This is a genomic window from Sphingopyxis sp. MG (assembly GCF_002953155.1).
GTDB lineage: Bacteria > Pseudomonadota > Alphaproteobacteria > Sphingomonadales > Sphingomonadaceae > Sphingopyxis > Sphingopyxis granuli.
Map to the genome: position 1 here is coordinate 1,522,922 of NZ_CP026381.1, position 19,600 is coordinate 1,542,521.

General features: G+C 59.2%; 19 protein-coding genes. 16 read left to right on the forward strand and 3 right to left on the reverse strand.

Annotation, left to right across the window (positions count from 1 at the left end):
• The 15 genes from C3E99_RS07020 to C3E99_RS07095 all read left to right on the forward strand — a co-directional run bounded on the left by C3E99_RS07020 (window position 1) and on the right by C3E99_RS07095 (window position 15,821).
• Entirely contained in the window at window positions 1–1,110 is a 1,110-nt protein-coding gene (locus tag C3E99_RS07020) for a DegT/DnrJ/EryC1/StrS family aminotransferase (protein WP_104960336.1), read from the forward strand.
• A gap of 23 nt (window positions 1,111–1,133) precedes the next feature.
• Complete coding sequence (locus C3E99_RS07025) at window positions 1,134–2,387, forward strand: lipopolysaccharide biosynthesis protein (RefSeq protein ID WP_104959604.1); 1,254 nt, start codon at window positions 1,134–1,136, stop codon at window positions 2,385–2,387.
• 10 nt (window positions 2,388–2,397) lie between these two features.
• Complete coding sequence (gene hisH / locus C3E99_RS07030; RefSeq protein ID WP_104959605.1) at window positions 2,398–3,021, forward strand: imidazole glycerol phosphate synthase subunit HisH; 624 nt, start codon at window positions 2,398–2,400, stop codon at window positions 3,019–3,021.
• Window positions 3,014–3,772, forward strand: a complete 759-nt coding sequence (locus C3E99_RS07035; RefSeq protein ID WP_104959606.1) for a HisA/HisF-related TIM barrel protein — start codon at window positions 3,014–3,016, stop codon at window positions 3,770–3,772. Before hisH ends, C3E99_RS07035 begins: the two co-directional genes overlap by 8 nt.
• On the forward strand, window positions 3,773–4,888 hold the full coding sequence (locus tag C3E99_RS07040) for an N-acetyl sugar amidotransferase (protein WP_267894971.1): 1,116 nt from the start codon (window positions 3,773–3,775) through the stop codon (window positions 4,886–4,888).
• Window positions 4,822–5,994, forward strand: a complete 1,173-nt coding sequence (wecB, locus tag C3E99_RS07045; protein ID WP_234002632.1) for a non-hydrolyzing UDP-N-acetylglucosamine 2-epimerase — start codon at window positions 4,822–4,824, stop codon at window positions 5,992–5,994. Before C3E99_RS07040 ends, wecB (C3E99_RS07045) begins: the two co-directional genes overlap by 67 nt.
• Window positions 5,995–6,005: 11 nt before the next feature.
• A complete protein-coding gene (locus tag C3E99_RS07050) occupies window positions 6,006–7,088 on the forward strand; it encodes a hypothetical protein (protein WP_158682187.1) in 1,083 nt (360 codons plus the stop codon).
• A gap of 65 nt (window positions 7,089–7,153) precedes the next feature.
• Window positions 7,154–8,470 (forward strand): hypothetical protein, encoded by a 1,317-nt coding sequence (locus C3E99_RS07055; RefSeq protein WP_104959609.1) that lies wholly within the window; start codon window positions 7,154–7,156, stop codon window positions 8,468–8,470.
• Window positions 8,471–8,662: 192 nt separating this feature from the next.
• Window positions 8,663–9,814, forward strand: coding sequence for a glycosyltransferase (locus C3E99_RS07060; protein ID WP_104959610.1), 1,152 nt, complete (start codon window positions 8,663–8,665; stop codon window positions 9,812–9,814).
• 147 nt (window positions 9,815–9,961) lie between these two features.
• Entirely contained in the window at window positions 9,962–10,687 is a 726-nt protein-coding gene (locus C3E99_RS19695) for a class I SAM-dependent methyltransferase (protein ID WP_158682188.1), read from the forward strand.
• A 184-nt stretch (window positions 10,688–10,871) separates the two neighbouring features.
• Window positions 10,872–11,912, forward strand: coding sequence for a polysaccharide biosynthesis protein (locus tag C3E99_RS07075; RefSeq protein ID WP_324787709.1), 1,041 nt, complete (start codon window positions 10,872–10,874; stop codon window positions 11,910–11,912).
• Between the two features lies 1 nt (window position 11,913).
• Complete coding sequence (wbjC, locus tag C3E99_RS07080; RefSeq protein WP_104959613.1) at window positions 11,914–13,020, forward strand: UDP-2-acetamido-2,6-beta-L-arabino-hexul-4-ose reductase; 1,107 nt, start codon at window positions 11,914–11,916, stop codon at window positions 13,018–13,020.
• Between the two features lie 3 nt (window positions 13,021–13,023).
• Window positions 13,024–14,154 carry a non-hydrolyzing UDP-N-acetylglucosamine 2-epimerase gene (gene wecB / locus C3E99_RS07085; RefSeq protein WP_104959614.1) on the forward strand — a complete coding sequence of 377 codons (1,131 nt, stop codon included), beginning with the start codon at window positions 13,024–13,026 and terminating at the stop codon, window positions 14,152–14,154.
• A gap of 6 nt (window positions 14,155–14,160) precedes the next feature.
• Window positions 14,161–15,357 carry a glycosyltransferase family 4 protein gene (locus C3E99_RS07090; RefSeq protein WP_104959615.1) on the forward strand — a complete coding sequence of 399 codons (1,197 nt, stop codon included), beginning with the start codon at window positions 14,161–14,163 and terminating at the stop codon, window positions 15,355–15,357.
• Window positions 15,354–15,821 carry a WbuC family cupin fold metalloprotein gene (locus tag C3E99_RS07095; RefSeq protein ID WP_104959616.1) on the forward strand — a complete coding sequence of 156 codons (468 nt, stop codon included), beginning with the start codon at window positions 15,354–15,356 and terminating at the stop codon, window positions 15,819–15,821. The genes C3E99_RS07090 and C3E99_RS07095 overlap by 4 nt, the downstream gene beginning before the upstream one ends.
• 115 nt (window positions 15,822–15,936) lie before the next feature.
• On the opposite strand, the gene tnpC is transcribed toward C3E99_RS07095, so the two are convergent.
• From tnpC to tnpA, 3 genes are read right to left on the reverse strand one after another with little or no spacing between them, the layout of a single operon-like run.
• Entirely contained in the window at window positions 15,937–17,460 is a 1,524-nt protein-coding gene (tnpC, locus tag C3E99_RS07100; protein ID WP_104959617.1) for an IS66 family transposase, read from the reverse strand.
• Between the two features lie 31 nt (window positions 17,461–17,491).
• Window positions 17,492–17,818, reverse strand: a complete 327-nt coding sequence (tnpB, locus tag C3E99_RS07105) for an IS66 family insertion sequence element accessory protein TnpB (RefSeq protein WP_104960339.1) — start codon at window positions 17,816–17,818, stop codon at window positions 17,492–17,494.
• 26 nt (window positions 17,819–17,844) lie between these two features.
• Window positions 17,845–18,273, reverse strand: coding sequence for an IS66-like element accessory protein TnpA (tnpA, locus tag C3E99_RS07110; protein ID WP_234002633.1), 429 nt, complete (start codon window positions 18,271–18,273; stop codon window positions 17,845–17,847).
• 128 nt (window positions 18,274–18,401) lie between these two features.
• Between tnpA and C3E99_RS07115 the strand changes: the two genes are divergently transcribed.
• A protein-coding gene (locus C3E99_RS07115; RefSeq protein WP_104959619.1) for an IS3 family transposase occupies window positions 18,402–19,573 on the forward strand; the annotation gives its coding sequence in 2 pieces (ribosomal slippage) (window positions 18,402–18,666 and window positions 18,666–19,573; 1,173 coding nt in all).
• Window positions 19,574–19,600: the final 27 nt, after the last annotated feature.

Below are 19,600 nucleotides of genomic sequence, written 5' to 3' on the forward strand. Positions count from 1 at the left end.
ATGCAGTTTGTCGATCTGGGCGCGCAACTGGCGCGCATTCGTCCGCTGGTGGATTCGGGGATCGCCCGCGTTCTCGAGCATGGCAAATATATCCTTGGCCCCGAGGTCGAGGAACTCGAGGCGCAACTTGCCGAATTCGCGGGCGCGCCGCATTGCATTTCGTGCGCGAACGGCACCGATGCGCTGCAGATCGCGCTGATGGCGCTCGGCGCCGGTCCCGGTGACGAGGTCATCACGCCGGGCTTCACATATATTGCGACCGCCGAGGCCGCAGCAGTACTCGGAGCGCGGCCCGTCTATGTCGATATCGATCCAGTCACCTACAACCTTGATCCCGCACTGATCGAAGCGGCGATCACGCCGCGCACGCGGGCGATCATCGCGGTGTCGCTCTATGGCCAATGCGCCGATTTCGACGCGATCAACGCCGTGGCCGCCCGGCACGGTATCACGGTGATCGAGGATGCCGCGCAAAGCTATGGCGGCACCTACAAAGGGCGCAAGTCGGCCAGTCTGACGACGATCGCCTGCACGAGCTTTTTTCCGTCGAAGCCGCTCGGTTGCTATGGGGACGGCGGCGCGATGTTCACGACCGATGATGAACTCGCAAAGAGTCTCCGCCGGATCGCGCGCCACGGACAGGAAGGACGCTACAACCACGTCTGCATCGGCATGAACAGCCGGCTCGACAGCATTCAGGCGGCGGTGTTGCTCGCCAAGATGACGATCTTTCCCGAGGAACTGGAACTGCGCCAGGCGGTTGCCGATCGTTATGACGCGCTGCTTGCCGAAGCAGGGCTCGATTGCGGTCCGATGGTCGTGCAGGGCAACCGCAGCGCGTGGGCGCAATATACGGTGCGCCTGCCCAACCGCGCAGCGGTGCAGAAGGCGTTCGCCGACGCGGGGATTCCGAGCGTCGTCCACTATCCCGCCCCGCTCAACCGCCAACCGGCGGTCGCCGATCCGGAAGCGGTCCTGCCCGTGGGCGATCGTGCGGCCGAGGAAGTGCTCAGCCTGCCCATGCACCCCTATCTCGAAGCCGGGCAGCAGGCGCGTGTGGTCGAAGTGCTCGCGGGTGCAATGCACGCCGCCGAAAACGCCGTCGTCTGACGCGAACCTCGTCGGATCACCCCATGCGCAGCGATGCCGCGACTTTCTGGAGAAATACCGCCTCGGTCCTGAGCGGCACCGTCGTTGCGCAGGCGATCCCGCTTGTCGGGACGCTGATCATGGCGCGGCTTTATGCGCCGGCGCATTTCGGAACCTTCGCGGCCTGGCTCGCGATCGTGACCGTGCTCGCGGTCGCGCTGACGGGGCGTTTCGAGTCGAGCCTTGCCGTCGTCGACGACGGGGAAGCGCGCGAAACCGCCTTCTTCGTGACGCTTGCGACGGTCGGCCTCTTCGGCATGGCCGCGATGCTGATCGTCGCGGTGCTGGCTGCGGCGGCACCGGCGCTCCTCGGGATGCCCCCGCTGCTCATGGCGACGCTGGTCCCGGCAGCGATTGCCTATGCCCTGTCGCAAAGCTGGGAATCCTATGCGGCGGCTGAGGGATCATACCGCTGGCTGTCGATCTTGCGGATCGTACAGGCGGCGCTGGTCCTTGCAATCCAGGTGGGGACCGGGATCGCTCACCCGTCTGCAGAGGCTTTGGCGTGCGCTTTCACCCTCGGCGTAGGGCTGACGCTGCTGGTATCGAGCCGGGTTTTTCCAGCGAGGTTGCCACCTGCTGGTACGCGCTGGGCAGAGCTGCGAGCCTTCTGGCGCGAACAGCGCAGCTTTCCGATGTTCGCGCTGCCCGCCGATACGATCAACACCTTCTCGGCGCAGCTGCCCGTACTCATCGTCGCGAGCCGGTTCGGCGCAGATTATGCGGGCTATCTGGCGATGACGATCCGGCTGCTCGGTGCGCCGGTGACGCTGCTTGGGCGGTCGGTACTCGACGTGTTCAAGCGCTATGCCTCGGTCAGCTTCCGCGAAAAGGGACATTGCCGCGAGGAATATCTGCAGACGCTGCGGACGCTGGCGCTCGGCGCGCTCGCCTTTTGCATCGGGATGTTGTTGTTCGGAAAGACCGCCTTCGTACTGCTGCTCGGCTCGAAATGGGCGATGGCCGGCGAGATGGCAATCTGGCTGCTGCCGCTGTTCAGCCTGCGTTTCGTCGCCAGTCCGCTCAGCTATACCTTCTATATCGTCGGGAAACAGCATTTCGACCTGATATGGCAAATCGTCTTGCTGGCGATGACGGTCGCCACGCTGAACATGGCGGCAAGCGCCGATATGGCCCTCAAGACCTACGCCTATGGCTACAGTCTGCTTTACCTTGCTTACCTCTATCTATCCTATCGTTGCAGCCTCGGCGTGAAGCAAAAGAAATCAATGGTATAATGAGAAGATCATGAAGAGTGCCATCTACATCGTGGATTATGGACAGGGCAATCTCGGCTCGATCCGCAACATGCTGCATTTCCTTGGCTATGATTCGCATATCACGTCGAACCCGGACGATGTGCAGGTCGCCGGAAAGTTGATCCTGCCCGGCGTCGGCGCTTTCGACAGCGCAGTGCGCGAACTCGAACGACGCGGCCTCACCGACGTGCTGCATCGCCGTGCGATCGAAGACAAGGTTCCGATACTCGGCATCTGTCTCGGGGCACAATTGATGACGCGTGGCAGCGAGGAAGGCGACCGGCCGGGGCTCGGCTGGTTCGATGCCGAAACCGTGCGCTTCCGCTTCGACGAGACCGAGCAGAAACTGCCAGTGCCGAACATCGGCTGGCGTCACGTCGTTCCGCACGGCGAGGCGAACCTGATGCAGGGATGGGATGGCCCGGCGAAATTCTATTTCGTCCATTCCTATCACATGCGCCAGACCAGCCGAACGGACATCGCCTTTACCTCGAGCTACGGCCACGAATTCGTTGCCGGGCTGCAGCGCGACAATATCTACAGCGCGCAGTTCCACCCCGAAAAGAGCCACAAATTCGGCCTTCACCTGATGCGGAGATTCGCCAATGTTTGAGGCGCAGCCACGGATCATCCCGACGCTGCTGATGCGGGACGAGGGACTCTACAAGACGCGCAAGTTTCGCGACGGCACTTATGTCGGCGATCCGGTGAACACGATCCGTATCTTCAACCAAAAGGAAGTCGACGAGCTGATCCTGCTCGACATCGGCGCCGCGCGACAGCCTAAGGCCATCGACTTGGGATATCTGGGCGAGATCGCGTCGGAATGCTTCATGCCGCTGAGTTACGGGGGCGGCATTCGCGATGCCGGGACTGCAGGCAAGCTGTTATCGACGGGCATCGAGCGCGTGATCATCAATACCGGCGCGCACGATAATCCCGAGTTCGTTGCAGGGTTGACGCGTGAATATGGCGCGTCATCGGTGATCGGGTCGGTCGATATCGGCCTGCACCGGGGCGAGCGCGCCGTTTTCGTTGCAGGGGGACAGCGGCGCATTGACGCCGATCCGATCGAATGGTGCCGCCGCATGGAAGATATGGGTGTCGGCGAGATCATGGTCAACGCGATCGACCGCGACGGCGAGCTTTGCGGCTATGATATCGACCTGATTGAACGGGTTTGCGCCAGCGTGTCGATCCCGGTCATCGCCTGCGGCGGGGCACGATCCGTCGAGGATTTTCGGGCGGCACGCGTTGCCGGCGCGCAGGCGATGGCGGCGGGCGCGATGTTCGTCTTTCGCGGCAAGCATCGTGCGGTGCTGATCCAATATACCAGCGCCGACCATGTTTTCGGAGAAGTTTGAGTGGTTTCCTATCAGATTTGTCGCCGATGCGTAATGGATTCGTCGATGCCTGGTACAATCTTCGACGACGAAGGTATTTGCAGTAATTGTCATACCTTTGACGAACAGGCGCCGGTCACTTGGTTTCCGAACGCTGAGGGTGGACGCCGACTTGCTCAGATGGTGGAGACGATTAAGACGCGCGGCAAGGGCCATGAATATGACTGTATCTTCGGCCTGTCGGGTGGAGTTGACAGTTCTTATCTAGCACTGAAGCTAAAAGAGTGGGCGCTCAACCCGCTCGTCGTCCATGTCGATGCGGGATGGAATACCGAACTTGCGGTGCAGAACATCCAAGCGGTGCTCGACTATACCGGCTTCGATCTCTGCACCGAAGTCGTCGACTGGAAGATGATGAAGGATTTGCAGGCCGCTTATTTCCGCAGCGGGGTCACCAATCAAGACGTACCGCAGGATCATGTCTTCATGGCGACGCTGTTCCATTATGCAAAGAAATTCGGGATCAAGTCGATTATCAGTGGACATAATTTCGCAACGGAATCGGTACCGATACCATGGCAGCATAATGCTATGGACCGGATCAACCTGCGCGCTATCCACAGAGCCTATGGGCATCGCCCGCTGAAGGGATATCGCACGGTATCATTCCTCGATTTTTATCTACTCATTCCCCTGCTGCACCGGATCAAATTCTATCGCCCCTTGAATCTCATCCCCTATAACAAGGACGAGGCAATCGCTGCGCTCGAGACGGTCGGCTGGAAACGGTACGCGCGCAAACATGGCGAATCCGAATTCACGAAGTTCTTCCAAGACTATTATCTTCCGGTCAAATTCGGCATCGACAAGCGACGCACCCATCTGTCAAGCATCGTACTGTCGGGTGCCATCACCCGCGATCAGGCGCTCGCGCAGTTGCAGCAGCCCAATTATGACGAGGACAGCGTCCATCGCGACATTGAATATTTCTGCAAGAAGATCGGCGTCGACCAGGCGGAGTTCGAGGATGTTGTCGCGCGTAAGCCGGACGTCCATTTGGATTATCCCTCATGGAACCCTTTGTTGGCGTCGCTTCGCTGGATGAAGCGCCTGATCCGCGTTTCGCCGATGGGTTGAACGCTCTTTGTCCAGATCGAAATTCAGAGGAATTGAACGAGATGAAGATTGTAACGGTCGTTGGCGCTCGCCCACAGTTCGTGAAGGCCGCGGTGGTGTCGCGTGCGCTGGCGGACGCCGGAGGGATCAACGAGGTCATCGTCCACACTGGCCAGCATTATGATCCCAACATGTCCGCAATCTTCTTCGAGGAATTGAGCATCCCGAGCCCGCAGCACCATCTGGGCATCGGCAGCGGCCCGCACGGCGCGATGACGGGGCGCCAACTCGAAGCGATCGAGGCGGTGCTCATCGATGAAAAGCCCGACTGGGTGTTGGTCTATGGCGACACCAATTCGACGCTTGCCGGCGCGCTCGCCGCTGCCAAGCTGCATATTCCGGTCGCGCATGTCGAAGCGGGCCTGCGCTCGTTCAACCGCCGGATGCCGGAAGAAATCAATCGCATTCTGACCGATCATGTCGCCTCGCTGCTTCTGACTCCCTCGGCGGCATCGGACCGGAACCTCGCCAACGAAGGGATACCTGCGGACAGGATCATCAATGTCGGCGATGTGATGTTTGACGCGACATTGTTCTACAAGCCGCGCGCTAAACGCCCGCCGGAACTGGAAGCAGGGCTGGCGGAGCCGGGAGATTTCTTGCTCGCAACGATCCACCGCGCCGAAAATACCGACGATCCGGCGCGGATGCGCGGCATACTTGAAGGGCTGGCGCTCGTCGACCGGCCGATCGTCGTGCCGCTGCATCCGCGCACCCGGAGCAAGCTTGAAACGCTGGGTATCCTGCTTCCCGGAAAGCTGCGGATCATCGATCCTGTCGGCTATCTCGAAATGCTTTGGCTCGAAGAGCATTGCGCGGCGATCATCACCGACTCGGGTGGGGTGCAGAAGGAAGCCTATTTTCACGGCAAGCGCTGCGTGACGATGCGCGATGAAACCGAATGGATCGAACTCGTTGACCTTGGAGTCAACGAACTGGTCGGTGCCGATGCGCAGCGCATCGCTGCAGCGATCGCGCGGACTGGCGAACCAATCGTCCGCGACGACAGCTTGTTCGGCGGCGGCGATGCGGGACGGCAGATCGTAAGCGCGTTGACGGCGGTGTGAAGCGACGAACGATGATCACCTATCATGTTTACAACACGGATTGCACCGGTGCGTCGCGCGTTATGCTTCAGTCTGGATGGGAAAACGGGCAATCGGTGTTCATTCACCGGGCCAAAGCCGGCCGCAGCAGCCCAACCGCCGTGCCAGAAATGCCCTTTGCACTTGGCAGCATCCTGAGTGCGATGAAGGCCACGAGGCCGGATGATCCAGCCTGTTTTGTCTTTCACGCCCAATCGTCGCTGCCGTTGCTGCTCCTCGCCTATTTGCTGCGCCGTTTCTTCGGCGGACGTGATGCGATCTTCGTGTATGACATCCACGATCTCCACGAGGGAGGCGAGCCCTATCTCACTACCATTGAGAAGGTTCGATACGGTCTAGTTCGTCATTATTTCCTCGCGCTCCTCGAGCGAATTATTCTCGGTATACGCGGGATTCGGACGCTGACCGTGTCGGCGGGACTCAGCCGCACGATCGTCGACTGGTATGGTTGTCCGGCGCCTACGGTTGTACACAGCGCAATGTATCCGCGCCGCAACGCAGCCGAGTTACAGGCTATACCCCGACGTGCGAACGCGCTGCTCTTTTTCGGCACGCCCGAGCGGTTGCCGGTGGACCTGATCGACGCGATCGGTGCTGCCGGGCTGGAACTTCACCTCTATGGCCGGTTTCAGGGACGCGAAGGCGTCGAGGCGCAACTCGGTCGTTTGCTCCCCGGTCATGTGCAGGTCTTTGGCGAATATTCGCCAGACGATCTCGATTTCGTCTGCGGTTATCCATATCTGCTGCTCTTTAGACCTTCGGATCGGAGGCTCAATTTCCGCTACTCCCTTCCAAACAAGCTATTTCAGAGCCTCGGCTATAGCGTTTCGTTGATTCTATCCGAAAATTTCGAGGAAATGGCCGACGTGCTCGCGCCAGTTTCGGGGGCGGCGGTCGTGCTGCGCGACAGCAGCGAACTCGCTGGGGCAATGGCTGAACTAGAAAAACGGCGAACCGGCGGCTATTGGACCGCTTCCAGCGCGCTTGCCCGGCGATTGCACGACGACGCGAAAAGCCGTTATCTGCAGCAGACCCGGTTTGTTGGACATGGATAAGGACAGGATGGCTTCCCCCCGCATGGACCATATCGCAGCCCCCTTTTGCCGAGTGAAGGCCTGATATGGAAATCGACCTGGTCCGGGCGGTCGAACTCGCTTTCGCGACAATCCTGCTGGCGATTTTTGCTTTTCGTATTGCTGTTGGTACCGAACAGCGTCTGATCCTACTCGGACTGCTCGGTGGTTTTCTGGTCTATAGTGGTATCGGTACGACCTATACCGATGTTCCGCCCTATCTGATGGTTTCCTATTTCGTCGGCTCGCTCGCGATGATGGCGGGATTCGCACTCGGAAAGACAGTTTTCGCTCGGATGGGTGAGATCGTCGGTACCAAGAGCGTCAGCCTGTTCGATCGCATCGGCACGAGGGTCTTTGCGTACAGCTTCATTGCCGCGATCATCGTGATCAAGCTTATCAATCTGGTCTATCCCGAATTCAAGCTCGACCAATTCGTCCGACCGCCGGCGCCGGATATCACGAACTGGTTCAACGCCCGCTTCGAAATCGACGAAACAGTGTTCGAAAAGATCATTCGCTATTTCGAGATTCTGATTACGCCATTCTTCTATGTCGCACTCTATTTCTTCCGGCGGAATCTTTTTTTGCTTGTCACCGTGATCTTTGTCATCAGGTACATGGAATATATCGATGTAGCCTATATAGCGCGTGGCACCGTGGTGTCCGATTTGCTGATCATCAGCCTCATCACCTGGCAGGAGCGAAAGGAGTGGCGCCCATTCCTGATGATCGGCGCGCTGATCAGTTTGCCCATGATTCTCTATCTACTCGGACAATATTCGGTTGCTCGTATGGGCGGCTATTATCAGGGTTCGGGGGTTTTCGATGGAGCGCTGAATGTTCTGCGCGAAGAGACTAGCTTTCTTTCACAGGGCGGCACGCTAGTGATTGAAAGTGGCCAGCACGTGAATATGCCGAGTTATTTGACCTGGATTGCGACACTTCCGATCCCCGATTTTCTGAGGCAGGGTTTACCCGTAGCGCTGGTCAACTATGAAATCTCAACACTGGTAATTGGTCGCCAACCTGGCGATCCGGGCTTTTATGTCTCGCTGACAGGCTTACTCGCGGAAAGCTACTATCTGTTCGGACCGATCTTTTTCTGGGTCCACGGCCTCTTTTGTGGTTTCTTGGCGGCGATGTTTGCTCGTATCTGTGAGCGAGTACCCTATTATCGAATTCTTTCGATATATGTAGCCGTCATTTTCCTGCACAACCTCAATCGCGGTGGTATCGCGTCCGTTATGCCGGGATTGACCAATGGATTTCTAGCTTTCTATCTGTTTTTATTCATTATTCCGTCAATCTGGTGGCGTCAGAAGCCTGCTTCGACATCGGACACGTGGGTATCTAAGCAATAGGCCAACCGGCGGCGGCATTCCTTATGAAAAGGAATGCACATCGATGAATCTTCGCATATGTCGTGGATATGGGTTTATTTGTAAAATTTATGCTATTTTATCTTATTGTAATTATATATATTAATCGCAATTAATTCAGTACACATTAATAGTGATTATAGCAATTCGCATTTTCACTATAGGGTTTCTAGCATGGATGCGCCATCAATATTGATCTTTGTTTCCGCCTATCTTCCCGGTTATAAGGGTGGGGGACCGATACAAAGCATCGCCAATCTCATCGATCGGCTGGGAGGCGAATTCAATTTTCGCATCGTCGCGGCTGATCGCGACTTAGGCGACGCGTTGCCCTATCCGGGCGTGCGGCCTTTGGTGTGGCATCAGATTGGCAAGGCGCAAGTGATGTATCTGCGCCCTAACCAGCGCGGATTCTCTTCGATCGCCCGTATTCTGCGTGAGACGCCGCATGATCTATTGTACCTCAACAGTTTTTTCGATCCGCATTTCTCTTCCATCCCTTTGCTAGCTCAGTACCTTGGCGTTTCGCCGCGCAAGCGTGTGTTGTTGGCTCCCCGTGGGGAGTTCTCCGAAGGCGCGCTGCGACTCCGGGCGGCAAAGAAGCGCTTGTTCATGGCGGTGACTCGCACAATCGGGCTGCATCGCGATCTGATCTGGCAGGCGACCGCGCTGCCTGAGGTTGAAGATATAAGTCGTGTGATCCGGGGCGCCGATGTCCGGCTGATCCCTAATTTGCCTCGGCCGAAACAGGATATCGAGCGCGTCGCCCGTGCGCCTGGTCTGCCGCTGCGCATTGTATTTTTGTCACGAATTTCACCGAAGAAGAATCTGTTGTTTGCACTGAACGTGCTAGAGCGAGTCCGCACGCCGGTGGATTTTACCATCTATGGGCCGCATGAAGATGCGACTTATTGGGATCGCTGTGCTGCCGTCATTGATGCGCTGCCGTCGCATGTTCGGGTCAACGATGCTGGACCGCTGGAGCCGACGCAGGTTGCTCACGCGCTGGCGGCTCACGACCTGTTCTTTCTGCCGACGTTAGGTGAAAATTACGGTCATGTGATTGCCGAGGCGCTGGAAGCAGGACTTCGTCTGTTGCTGTCTGACCAGACACCGTGGCGTGGATTGGAAGGCGAAGGGGTGGGATATGATTTGCCGCTGTCAGACCCTGCTGCCTTTGTTGCAGCAATTGAGGCTGAAGCCGCAATTATGCAGACGGTGGGCATCGCCGAGCGGCTGGCGAAATACCGCGAGCGGATGTTGCGGATCGATATGGCGGTCGAATCTAATCGCCAGCTGTTTAGTGAAGCGGCAGTTGCTGTTTGAGGGAGCCTCTCGACGCAACGGGAATGAAACGCCTTGTTTGAAGAGGCTTATCATGTCCTGTGCTTTTCATTTCCTTTCCCGATATAGCTTTTCTATGTAAGGCCCTACGGGGCGACCCTGCCTTTTCTATAAGGACGCCTCCCAGCGATGACCGTGGATACGCAGCAGAAACTTTCGCAAGACCAGATTGCCGAATTCTATCATGACGTATTCGTGCAGGATCAGGCGCGCGACTTTAGTGCGCTCGTTGCGCCGCTTGATGGCGTGATCGTCGATATCGGGGGAGGGGTCGGCTATTTTGCCGAACGGATCCGCGCCGAACATGGCAATCCAGTGCGCGTAATCGACATGGATCCGGAATCCATCGCGCGATGTTCGGAGCGAGGGGTGCCCGCGCAAGTCGGCGATGCCTTGAATCCCCCAGTCATCGGGGATGAAGGCTGTGTCTGCTTTAACCTGATTTTGCATCATCTGGTCGCGCGCGGCGAAGCGCAGACACGGGCCCTGCAGAAGGGGGCTCTCATGGCTTGGCGGGATCACGAGACGCCGATTTTCGTCAATGAATATATATATCAGTCCTTTCTGGGCACCGTTAGTGGGCGGCTGATTTATGCGATCACTGCGAGCCGGATATTATCGGCGCTGGCAGGTTTCGCGGCGCGGTTCATCCCGGCCTTTCGTGCCAATACCTTCGGCGTCGGCGTCCGCTTCCGGGCCCATGAAGAGTGGATGGCACTGTTCCGCGAGGCCGGCTTCGTTCCCGAAGCGGTACGGATCGGCGCGGAAGAGCAAATTAAGCCGCCACTGCGTCTGCTGCTGATCAAGACAATTCGCCGCGACAGCTTCATTCTGAGACCAGCAGGGACGGCCTGAAAGTAGCTTGGCAGGCACGCGGGCTGCGGCTAAGGCCCACGCGACAATATTCTGGCGTGCATCGGTGGCAAAGGATGGTCTGTTCATGCATAGCAGAGAATGTCTGCGGTGCTGATCAACCCCATTCATCTCAGCGCAACGTGACTTTTGATCCAGCGCCCGAAACGCGATCACGGAGTTCAGAATGACGGGTAATTTGTTTTCAGGTCGTACTTTGCTGGTCACCGGAGGGACAGGCTCGTTTGGCAACGCCGTGCTGCGCCGCTTCCTCGATTCTGACATCGCCGAAATCCGTATCTTCAGCCGCGACGAGAAGAAGCAGGATGACATGCGGAAGCGCTACAATCATCCGAAGCTGAAATTCCATATCGGCGACGTGCGCGATTATGGTTCGGTGGTGAATGTCGCCCGCGGCGCCGACTTCATCTTTCACGCCGCCGCGCTGAAGCAAGTTCCATCGTGCGAGTTCCATCCGCTTGAAGCGGTGAAGACCAATGTGCTGGGCACCGAAAATGTGCTGGAAGCCGCGATCAGCAGCGGCGTGCGGCGCGTGATCTGCCTCAGCACTGACAAGGCGGTCTATCCGATCAACGCGATGGGTATTTCCAAGGCGATGATGGAAAAGGTCGCTGTGGCTAAGTCGCGGAGCAGCAACAGGACTACAATCTGCGCGACGCGCTACGGCAATGTCATGGCTTCTCGCGGGTCGGTGATCCCGCTGTTCGCCGACCAGATTCGCGTCGGCATGCCTATCACGATCACCGATCCGAACATGACGCGCTTCATGATGACACTTGACGATGCGGTTGAGCTCGTCCTTTATGCGTTCCAGAATGGTAATCCAGGCGACATCTTCGTTCAGAAGGCGCCGGCGGCAACCATCGCGACGCTGGCCGAGGCGATGTGCAAGCTTGCCGACGTGCCGGCGCATTCTATTCACGAGATCGGGACGCGGCACGGGGAAAAGCTGTTCGAGGTTCTGCTGAGCCGCGAAGAAATGGCAGCGGCTGAGGATTTGGGTGATTATTTCCGGGTGCCTCCCGATCTGCGCGATCTAAATTACGGAAAATATGTCGAGCAGGGCGAGAAAGGCATTTCGAATGCCGAAGACTATAATTCGCACAATACGACGCGGCTCGATGTCGACGGGATGACCTCGCTGCTGCTCAAGCTTCCTTTCATACAGGCGATGACCGGAGGCCAGAGCATCCCGCCCGAGGAATGACATGAAGATATTAGTCACCGGCGCCAACGGTTTCATCGGCAAGACATTGCTGGTACGTCTGGCGGAGGAAAAGGATTTTACGGTCGACAGCTTCACGCGGGACGACGATCCCGCGAACCTGCCGACGAGGGTCTCGGTTGCTGATGCGATCGTGCATCTAGCCGGAGAAAACCGGCCTGCCGAGCTCGCTGCCTTCATGGTCGTGAACGGCGATCTGACCGCGCGGCTGTGCGAAGCAGTGCGTGCCGCGGGGCGACCAATTCCGCTGATCTTCACCTCGTCGATCCAGGCGGAGCGTCCCAATCCCTATGGTGTTAGCAAGCGCGCCGGGGAGGATGCCGTCGCGCGTCTTGCCGACATGCCGGGGCAGTCTTGCACCATTTTTCGCCTGCCCAACGTGTTCGGCAAATGGTGCCGCCCCAATTACAATTCGGCGGTCGCGACCTTCTGTCATAATATTGCGCGAGGCGAGGCGATCCGCGTCGACGATTCCGCCGTACCGCTGTCGCTCGTCTATGTCGATGACGTCGCCGACCGGATTATCGAGACTCTGCGCAGCCACAGCCCGGGACTTGTCTGGGGGATGGTCGACCCAGTTTACTCAACCACGGTCGGCGAGGTCGCCGACCTCATCCACAGCTTCCGCGCCAGTCGCGATACGCTCATGACGGAACGTGTCGGAACCGGACTCGTCCGAGCGCTCTATTCGACCTATGTCAGCTATCTGCCGACCGATGATTTTAGCTATGGGGTGCCGGTCCACGGCGATTCTCGTGGCGTTTTCGTGGAAATGCTGAAAACGCCCGACAGCGGTCAATTCTCTTTCTTTACAGCGCATCCAGGGATCACGCGCGGCGGACATTATCACCACAGCAAGACCGAAAAATTCCTAGTCATCAGAGGCCGAGCGCGTTTCGGCTTTCGGCACATATTGACCGATGAATATCATTCGATCGAGACCTGCGGCGACGTGCCGCAAATCGTCGAAACGGTGCCCGGCTGGAGTCATGACATCACCAATATCGGTAGCGACGAAATGGTTGTCATGCTGTGGGCGAACGAGATTTTCGACCGCAGTCGGCCTGATACCATTGCTTGGAGCGTTTGAGACATGAGCAAGCTGAAAGTGATGACCGTCGTTGGGACGCGACCGGAAATCATCCGCCTGTCCCGTGTCCTCGCGAAGCTCGATCGCTATTGCGATCATACGCTGGTCCACACCGGCCAGAATTACGATTATGAGCTGAATGGCATTTTTTTTGACGACCTGGGTATCCGTAAGCCCGATCATTTTCTTGGGGCTGCGGGCGCTAGCGGGGCAGAAACGATCGGGCGGGTGATCATAGCTGTCGACAAGCTGCTCGAGATCGAAAAGCCCGATGCCCTGCTTGTGCTGGGCGACACTAACAGCTGCACGGCGGTAATTCCGGCAAAGCGGCGCAAGATTCCGACCTTTCATATGGAAGCAGGCAATCGCTGTTTCGACCAGCGCGTGCCCGAGGAAATCAATCGTCGCATCGTCGACCACACTGCCGATATCAATATGACATACAGCGACATTGCGCGCGAATATCTGCTGCGCGAGGGGCTGCCGCCCGACCGTGTGATAAAGACAGGTAGTCCGATGTTCGAGGTGCTGGCGCATTACCGACCTAAGATCGCGGCTTCGGACGTGCTCAAACGGCTGGGGTTGCGGGCCGGCGAGTATTTTCTCGTCAGCGCACATCGCGAGGAGAATATCGAGCCTGACGCAAGTTTCGGCCGCTTCGTCGAGATATTGAATGCAATCGTCACGCAATTCGACCTTCCCGTGATCGTCTCGACGCATCCGCGTACGCAAAAACGAATTGACGTTGCCGGCATCAGCTTCAGTGAGAAAATCCGTCTGCTCAAGCCGCTGAGCTTTTCGGATTACAACCACCTCCAGATGGCGGCGCGTGCAGTGCTGTCGGACAGCGGGACGATCAATGAGGAAGCTTCGATCCTGAACTTCCCCGCGCTCAACATCCGCGAGGCGCACGAACGACCTGAGGGGATGGAGGAAGCGGCGGCAATGATGGTTGGCCTGTCGCACGAGCGCGTGATGCAGGGATTGGCAGTTATTGCTGACCAGCCGCGGGGGGATGATCGGCTAATCCGTCTCGTTGGGGACTATTCGATGCCCAACGTGTCCGACAAGGTCGTCCGCGTCATCCACAGCTATGTCGATTATGTGAACCGTGTCGTGTGGAAGAAGTATTGACCGGTCATGCGCATTGCGATCATTGCCGACGCCTATCCGCCTCTCCGTTCGTCGGGTGCGGTCCAGCTTCGTGATCTGTCGCGCGAATTCGCGCGGCAGGGACATGAGACGACGGTGCTCGTCGCGAGCCCGGATCTCGATACAGCATATCGGATCGACAAGGCCGACGGCATCACCGTAGCTCGGCTCGGATCGCCGCCGACGAAGGACATCGGATATGTCCGCCGAATGGCGAACGAGTTTCGGATGCCGTTCGCGATGATGCACAACCTGAAGCAATCGCCGATTGTGGACCACAGCTATGAGGCTATTATTTGGTACTCGCCGACGATTTTTCTGGGGCCGATCGTTCGCTGGCTGAAGCGTCGCAACGACTGTCCATCCTATCTGATCATCCGCGACATCTTTCCGCAATGGGCTGCGGATATGGGGCTGATATCGCGCGGTCCGGCTTTTCATTTGCTCGATGCCATTGCCGGATACCAATATCGATCGGCTGACGTGATCGGCGTCCAGACGTCGGGCAATCTAGAGTTCTTCGATGATTTTCGGATCCGTCATCCGGGACGCCGCGTCGAGGTGTTGCATAACTGGCTTAGTAAGGCGTCGGATGAGCCCTGCTCGATCGACCTTGGTACCACGGCCCTCGGTGGTCGCCGTATCTTTGTCTACGCTGGCAACATGGGCATCGCGCAGCAGATGGACAAATTGCTCGATCTTGCGATCGCGATGCGTGATCGCGATGATGCGGGTTTCCTGTTCGTCGGTCGCGGAAGCGAAGCGCAGCGTTTGCGTGACGCGGCGGTAGCGCAGGGGCTTCGCAATACACTGTTTTGTGACGAAATTGCGCCCGAAGAGATACCGGCACTCTACCGCCAGTGCCACGTTGGGATGATCAGCCTCGACAGCCGGCATAAGACCCACAATATTCCAGGGAAATTCTTAACTTACATGCAGGCGGGGCTACCTGTTCTGGCGAGTATCAATGACGGGAACGATTTGAAAGCACTGGTCGAGGATAACGGAGTGGGCCGGGTGTCGGTTGAGCCCCGGGGGCGCGATCTACCCAATCTCGCCGCGGCGATGATGGAGCGGGAGGTTCGCAACGATTCCATACGCGGGCGTTGCATCGGTCTTTCCGAAGCCCTCTTTTCTGCGCGAGCGGCGGTGGAGCAGATCGTGCAGTCGGTCGGCGGTCGGTGAAGGCCCTCGATCGCGTCTTTCTCGACGATCTTGGTCGGCGGGCTGCCGCCTCGCCACGTCGGCGTCAGCATTTCAACCTGCACGCAAGTCATGCCGATCCATGCCAGCGCCTCGTCAATTATCTTTGGGGCGACAGCTATATCCGGCCGCATCGTCACTCCGCCGACCCCAAGCCCGAAACACTGATCGCGCTTCAAGGTGCGATGGGGTGCATCGGTTTCGACGACAGCGGCGCCGTCACGTGGCTTGTTCGTTTCGGGGCGGGAGCCGATTGCAGTGCGATCGTTGTCGAGCCTGACGAATGGCATACGGTTGTGGCACTCAGCGACACGGCAATATTGTTCGAGGTGAAGGCTGGGCCGTTCGATCCGTGGGCCGCAAAGGAGTCCGCACTATGGGCGACCGAGGAGGGCAGCGAGACGGCAAGCGCCTATCTGCTGCAATTGCAGGCGCTGTTCGACTGACTACGGCGTCAGTCGCCGTCATATCCCAGCGGATTTTCCGATTGCCAGCGCCAGGACGAAGCACACATGGCGTTGATGTCGAGCGAAGCGCGCCAGTCAAGGGTAAGCGGTGTTTTCAGCCCACGGCACTCCATGGCATGAGGTCGCCGACGCTGTTTGCGGGATGACCATTGGCCAGGCTGGTGAGGGTTTCGGTCAGCCAGATATTCGGGTTGGTGCCGGAGAGTTTGCAGTTCTCGATGAGCGTGGCGATCACCGCCCAGTTGTCGCCGCCTTCATCGGAGCCGGCGAACAGCGCATTCTTCCGATTGAGCGCGAGGGGGCGGATAGAGCGTTCGACGGTGTTGCTGTCGAGGTCGATGCGACCATCGTCCAGGAAGCGTGACAGGCCATCCCAGCGGTTGAGCGCATAGCGGATCGCTTCGCCGATCTTGCTCTTGGCGCTGACCTGGCGATTGCGGGCATCGAGATATTGGCGAAGGTCATCGACGATGATGCGGCTGCGGTCGTGGCGTACAGCCCGGCGTTGCTCCGCCGATGATCCTCGCACCTCATCTTCGATGGCATAGATCAAGGCGACGCGACGCAGCACTTCCGTTGCCACCGGAGAGCTGTCGGCCAGCTCGTAGAACTTGCGCCGGACGTGTGCCCAGCAAAAGGCAAGGCTGATCTGCTGACGACGCCTGGCGAGCGCGGCATAGCCGCCATAGCCATCGACCTGCAGGATACCTGCAAAATCGCCGAGATGCGCTTCTGCCCGTTCGCCCCTGCGATCGGCCGCATAGACATAGGCGACCATCGGCGGATCATCGGCGCCCCAAGGTCGGTCGTCGCGGGCATAGGCCCATAGCTGGCCGGTCTTGGTCCGCCCACGCCCCGGATCGAGCACCGGCGCAGTCGTCTCATCGGCGAACAGCCGCTGTGATCGTCGCAATCGCTCGAGAATATGATCGCGCAGTGGCCGCAGATACCAGGCTGCCCGCCCCACCCAGTCGGCCAGGGTGGATCGATCAAGCTGGATACCCTGCCGGGCGTAGATCTGCGCCTGGCGGTAGAGCGGCAGGTGATCGGCATACTTGGCGACCAGCACCTGCGCGATCAGCGCTTCGGTCGGAATGCCGCCCTCGACGATCCGTGCCGGTGCTGGAGCCTGCACGACCGCGCTCTCGCAGGAACGGCAACCGTAGCGCGGCCGGCGGGTGACAAGAACGCGGAAGGTCGTGGGTACGACATCGAGCCGCTCAGCCACGTCCTCGCCGATCTGGTGGAGTGCGCCGCCACAGCATGGGCAAGCCTTGTCGTCGATATCGACAACCTGCTCGATCCGCTCGAGATGGGCCGGCAGCGAGCCCCGGTTGGCCTTGCGCAGCCGCTCGGCCGGTGCCCGGCTTGCATTATCCCTGGCATGTTCTGCCTCGGCCAAGGCCGTCTCGACTTCTTCCAGGGCCAGCTCAAACTGATCGGGATCGAGCTGCTCCGACCGGCGCCCGAAACGATGACGCTGCAAGGCGTCGATGATCGCCTTCAGGCGTTCAATCTCAGCCTTGAAAACCTTCAGCGCGTCGATCTCGCGGGCCTGTTCGAGGACGAGCGCACGGAGCGCTTGAACGTCATCGGGAAGGTCCGCTTCCATAAGCATGAAGGCAGTGAATCAGCACATGAAAGCCCCGTCAACCAGCAATCTGCGGGGCAATGGGGCGACGTCCGCCATGCACCCGGCGCCAGTCCAGACCTTCCAGCAAAGCGCCAAGTTGCGCCGCCGTCACGCGCATCACGCCGTCCTGGATGCCCGGCCACTTGAACCCGCCGCTCTCCAGCTTCTTGGCCATCAGGCACAGGCCGGTGCCGTCCCACCACACCAGCTTGATCCGGTCTGCGCGCTTGGCCCGGAACACGTAGATCACCCCCGAATAGGGATCGCCGCCGTACTCGGCGCCGACCAGCGCCGCGAGCGAATCCGCACCCTTGCGAAAATCCACAGGTCGTGTCGCCACCATCACGCGCGCCCCGGCGCCAGGTCCGATCACCGGGGCGTCCTGAGCGCTTCGATCACCGCGGTAATCGTGCCCGCGTCAGCGCCGCGGCCGATCTTCACAGCGACACCATCGATCTCCAACTCTACGGCGGCTTCGGTCGCGCGGCGTCGGCGACGAGGGCGACGCTTGGCAACAGTATCCGCCGCCACGCTCGGTTCGACCACGGCGGGCACAAACGACGGCGCTCCCGGTTCCGTCGGCGGTACGATTACCCCCTCGGCCTCGAGCTGCTTGCGCAAATCCCGCCGCCACGCGTAAACTTGCGAGGGATCCAGTCCATGCCGACGCGCCACGGCACTGACGCCTTCGCGGCCGGTATAACACTCCGCGACAATCGAGGCCTTCACTTCCGGCGGCCAATCCCGCCGCTTGCCGGCGCCCGTGAACACCTCAAACCGATGCGCGCCTTTGCTCACAGGATCATCACCCGAGACTATCATAGTAGCAGCGCTCTCCAGCCCGTTCAGGGCCAGGAAACTCAGAGGTGGTGCCGGTTTTCTGGACAGGGTGTTAAGCTAGTCCCGACCTGAAGGAATGGTACGGGATGAAGACGACGAGGAAGCGCTACAGCGCAGATTTCAAGGCGAAGGTGTCGCTGGAAGCGATCCGTGGCGAGCTGACGCTGACGGAGCTGGCCGCAAAGCATGGCGTTCACCACACGATGATTGCGTCGTGGAAGCGGCAGGCCATCGCGGGGATGGCGGGCACATTTTCCGGTGGGGGCGAAGCGTCCAGGGCAGCGAGCGACGCGGAGGTGGACAAGCTGCACGCCAAGATCGGGCAGTTGCTGGTCGAGCGGGATTTTTTAGCGAAAGCCTCCGGTCGATGAGCGTGGCACGGAGGCGATCGATGATCGAGCCTGCTCACCATCGCCTGTCGATCGCGGCGCAATGCCGGCTGCTGTCGATCAGCCGGTCGAGCTATTATTACGCGCCGGTGCCGGAGACCGAGGAGGCGCTGGCGCTGATGCGAGTGATCGACGCGGCGTTCCTCGACATGCCGTGGTACGGCAGCCGGCAGATGGTCCGGCATCTGCGCCGTAATGGTCATGACGTTGGGCGACGACGGGTGCGGCGGCTGATGGCGAAGATGGGTCTGTCGCCGATCTACCAGAGGCCTCGCACGAGCGATCCGCACCCGCAGCATAGGGTCTATCCTTATCTGCTGCGCCCGCTGGCAATCGAGCGGCCCAACCATGTGTGGTGCGCCGACGTGACGTACATCCCCATGCGTCGGGGCTTCCTTTACCTGGTCGCGATCATGGACTGGGCCACCCGAAAGGTACTGGCCTGGCGGCTGTCGAACACGATGGATGCCGGCTTCTGCGTCGCGGCGCTGGAGGAGGCTCTGACCCGCTACGGCAGGCCGGAAATCTTCAACACCGATCAGGGTAGCCAGTTTACCAGCTTCGCCTTCACCAGTGTGCTGCGCGAGGCCGAGGTCCGCATCAGCATGGACGGTCGGGGCCGATGGATGGATAATGTCTTCATCGAGCGCCTCTGGCGATCGCTGAAATACGAATGCGTGTATCTGCACGCCTTCGAGACCGGCTCCGAGTTGCGGGCTGGTCTTGGCCGGTGGATCACCTATTACAACACCCAGCGTCCCCACTCGGGCCTTGCCGGGAGAACCCCGGCAGAGGCCTATCGGCGGATCGGGCAATCAGATCATGGGGGGCATGCCCCCCATGATCTGATGATCAAACAGGCGGCATGAACGACAACCGGGATTAGCTTAACTTAG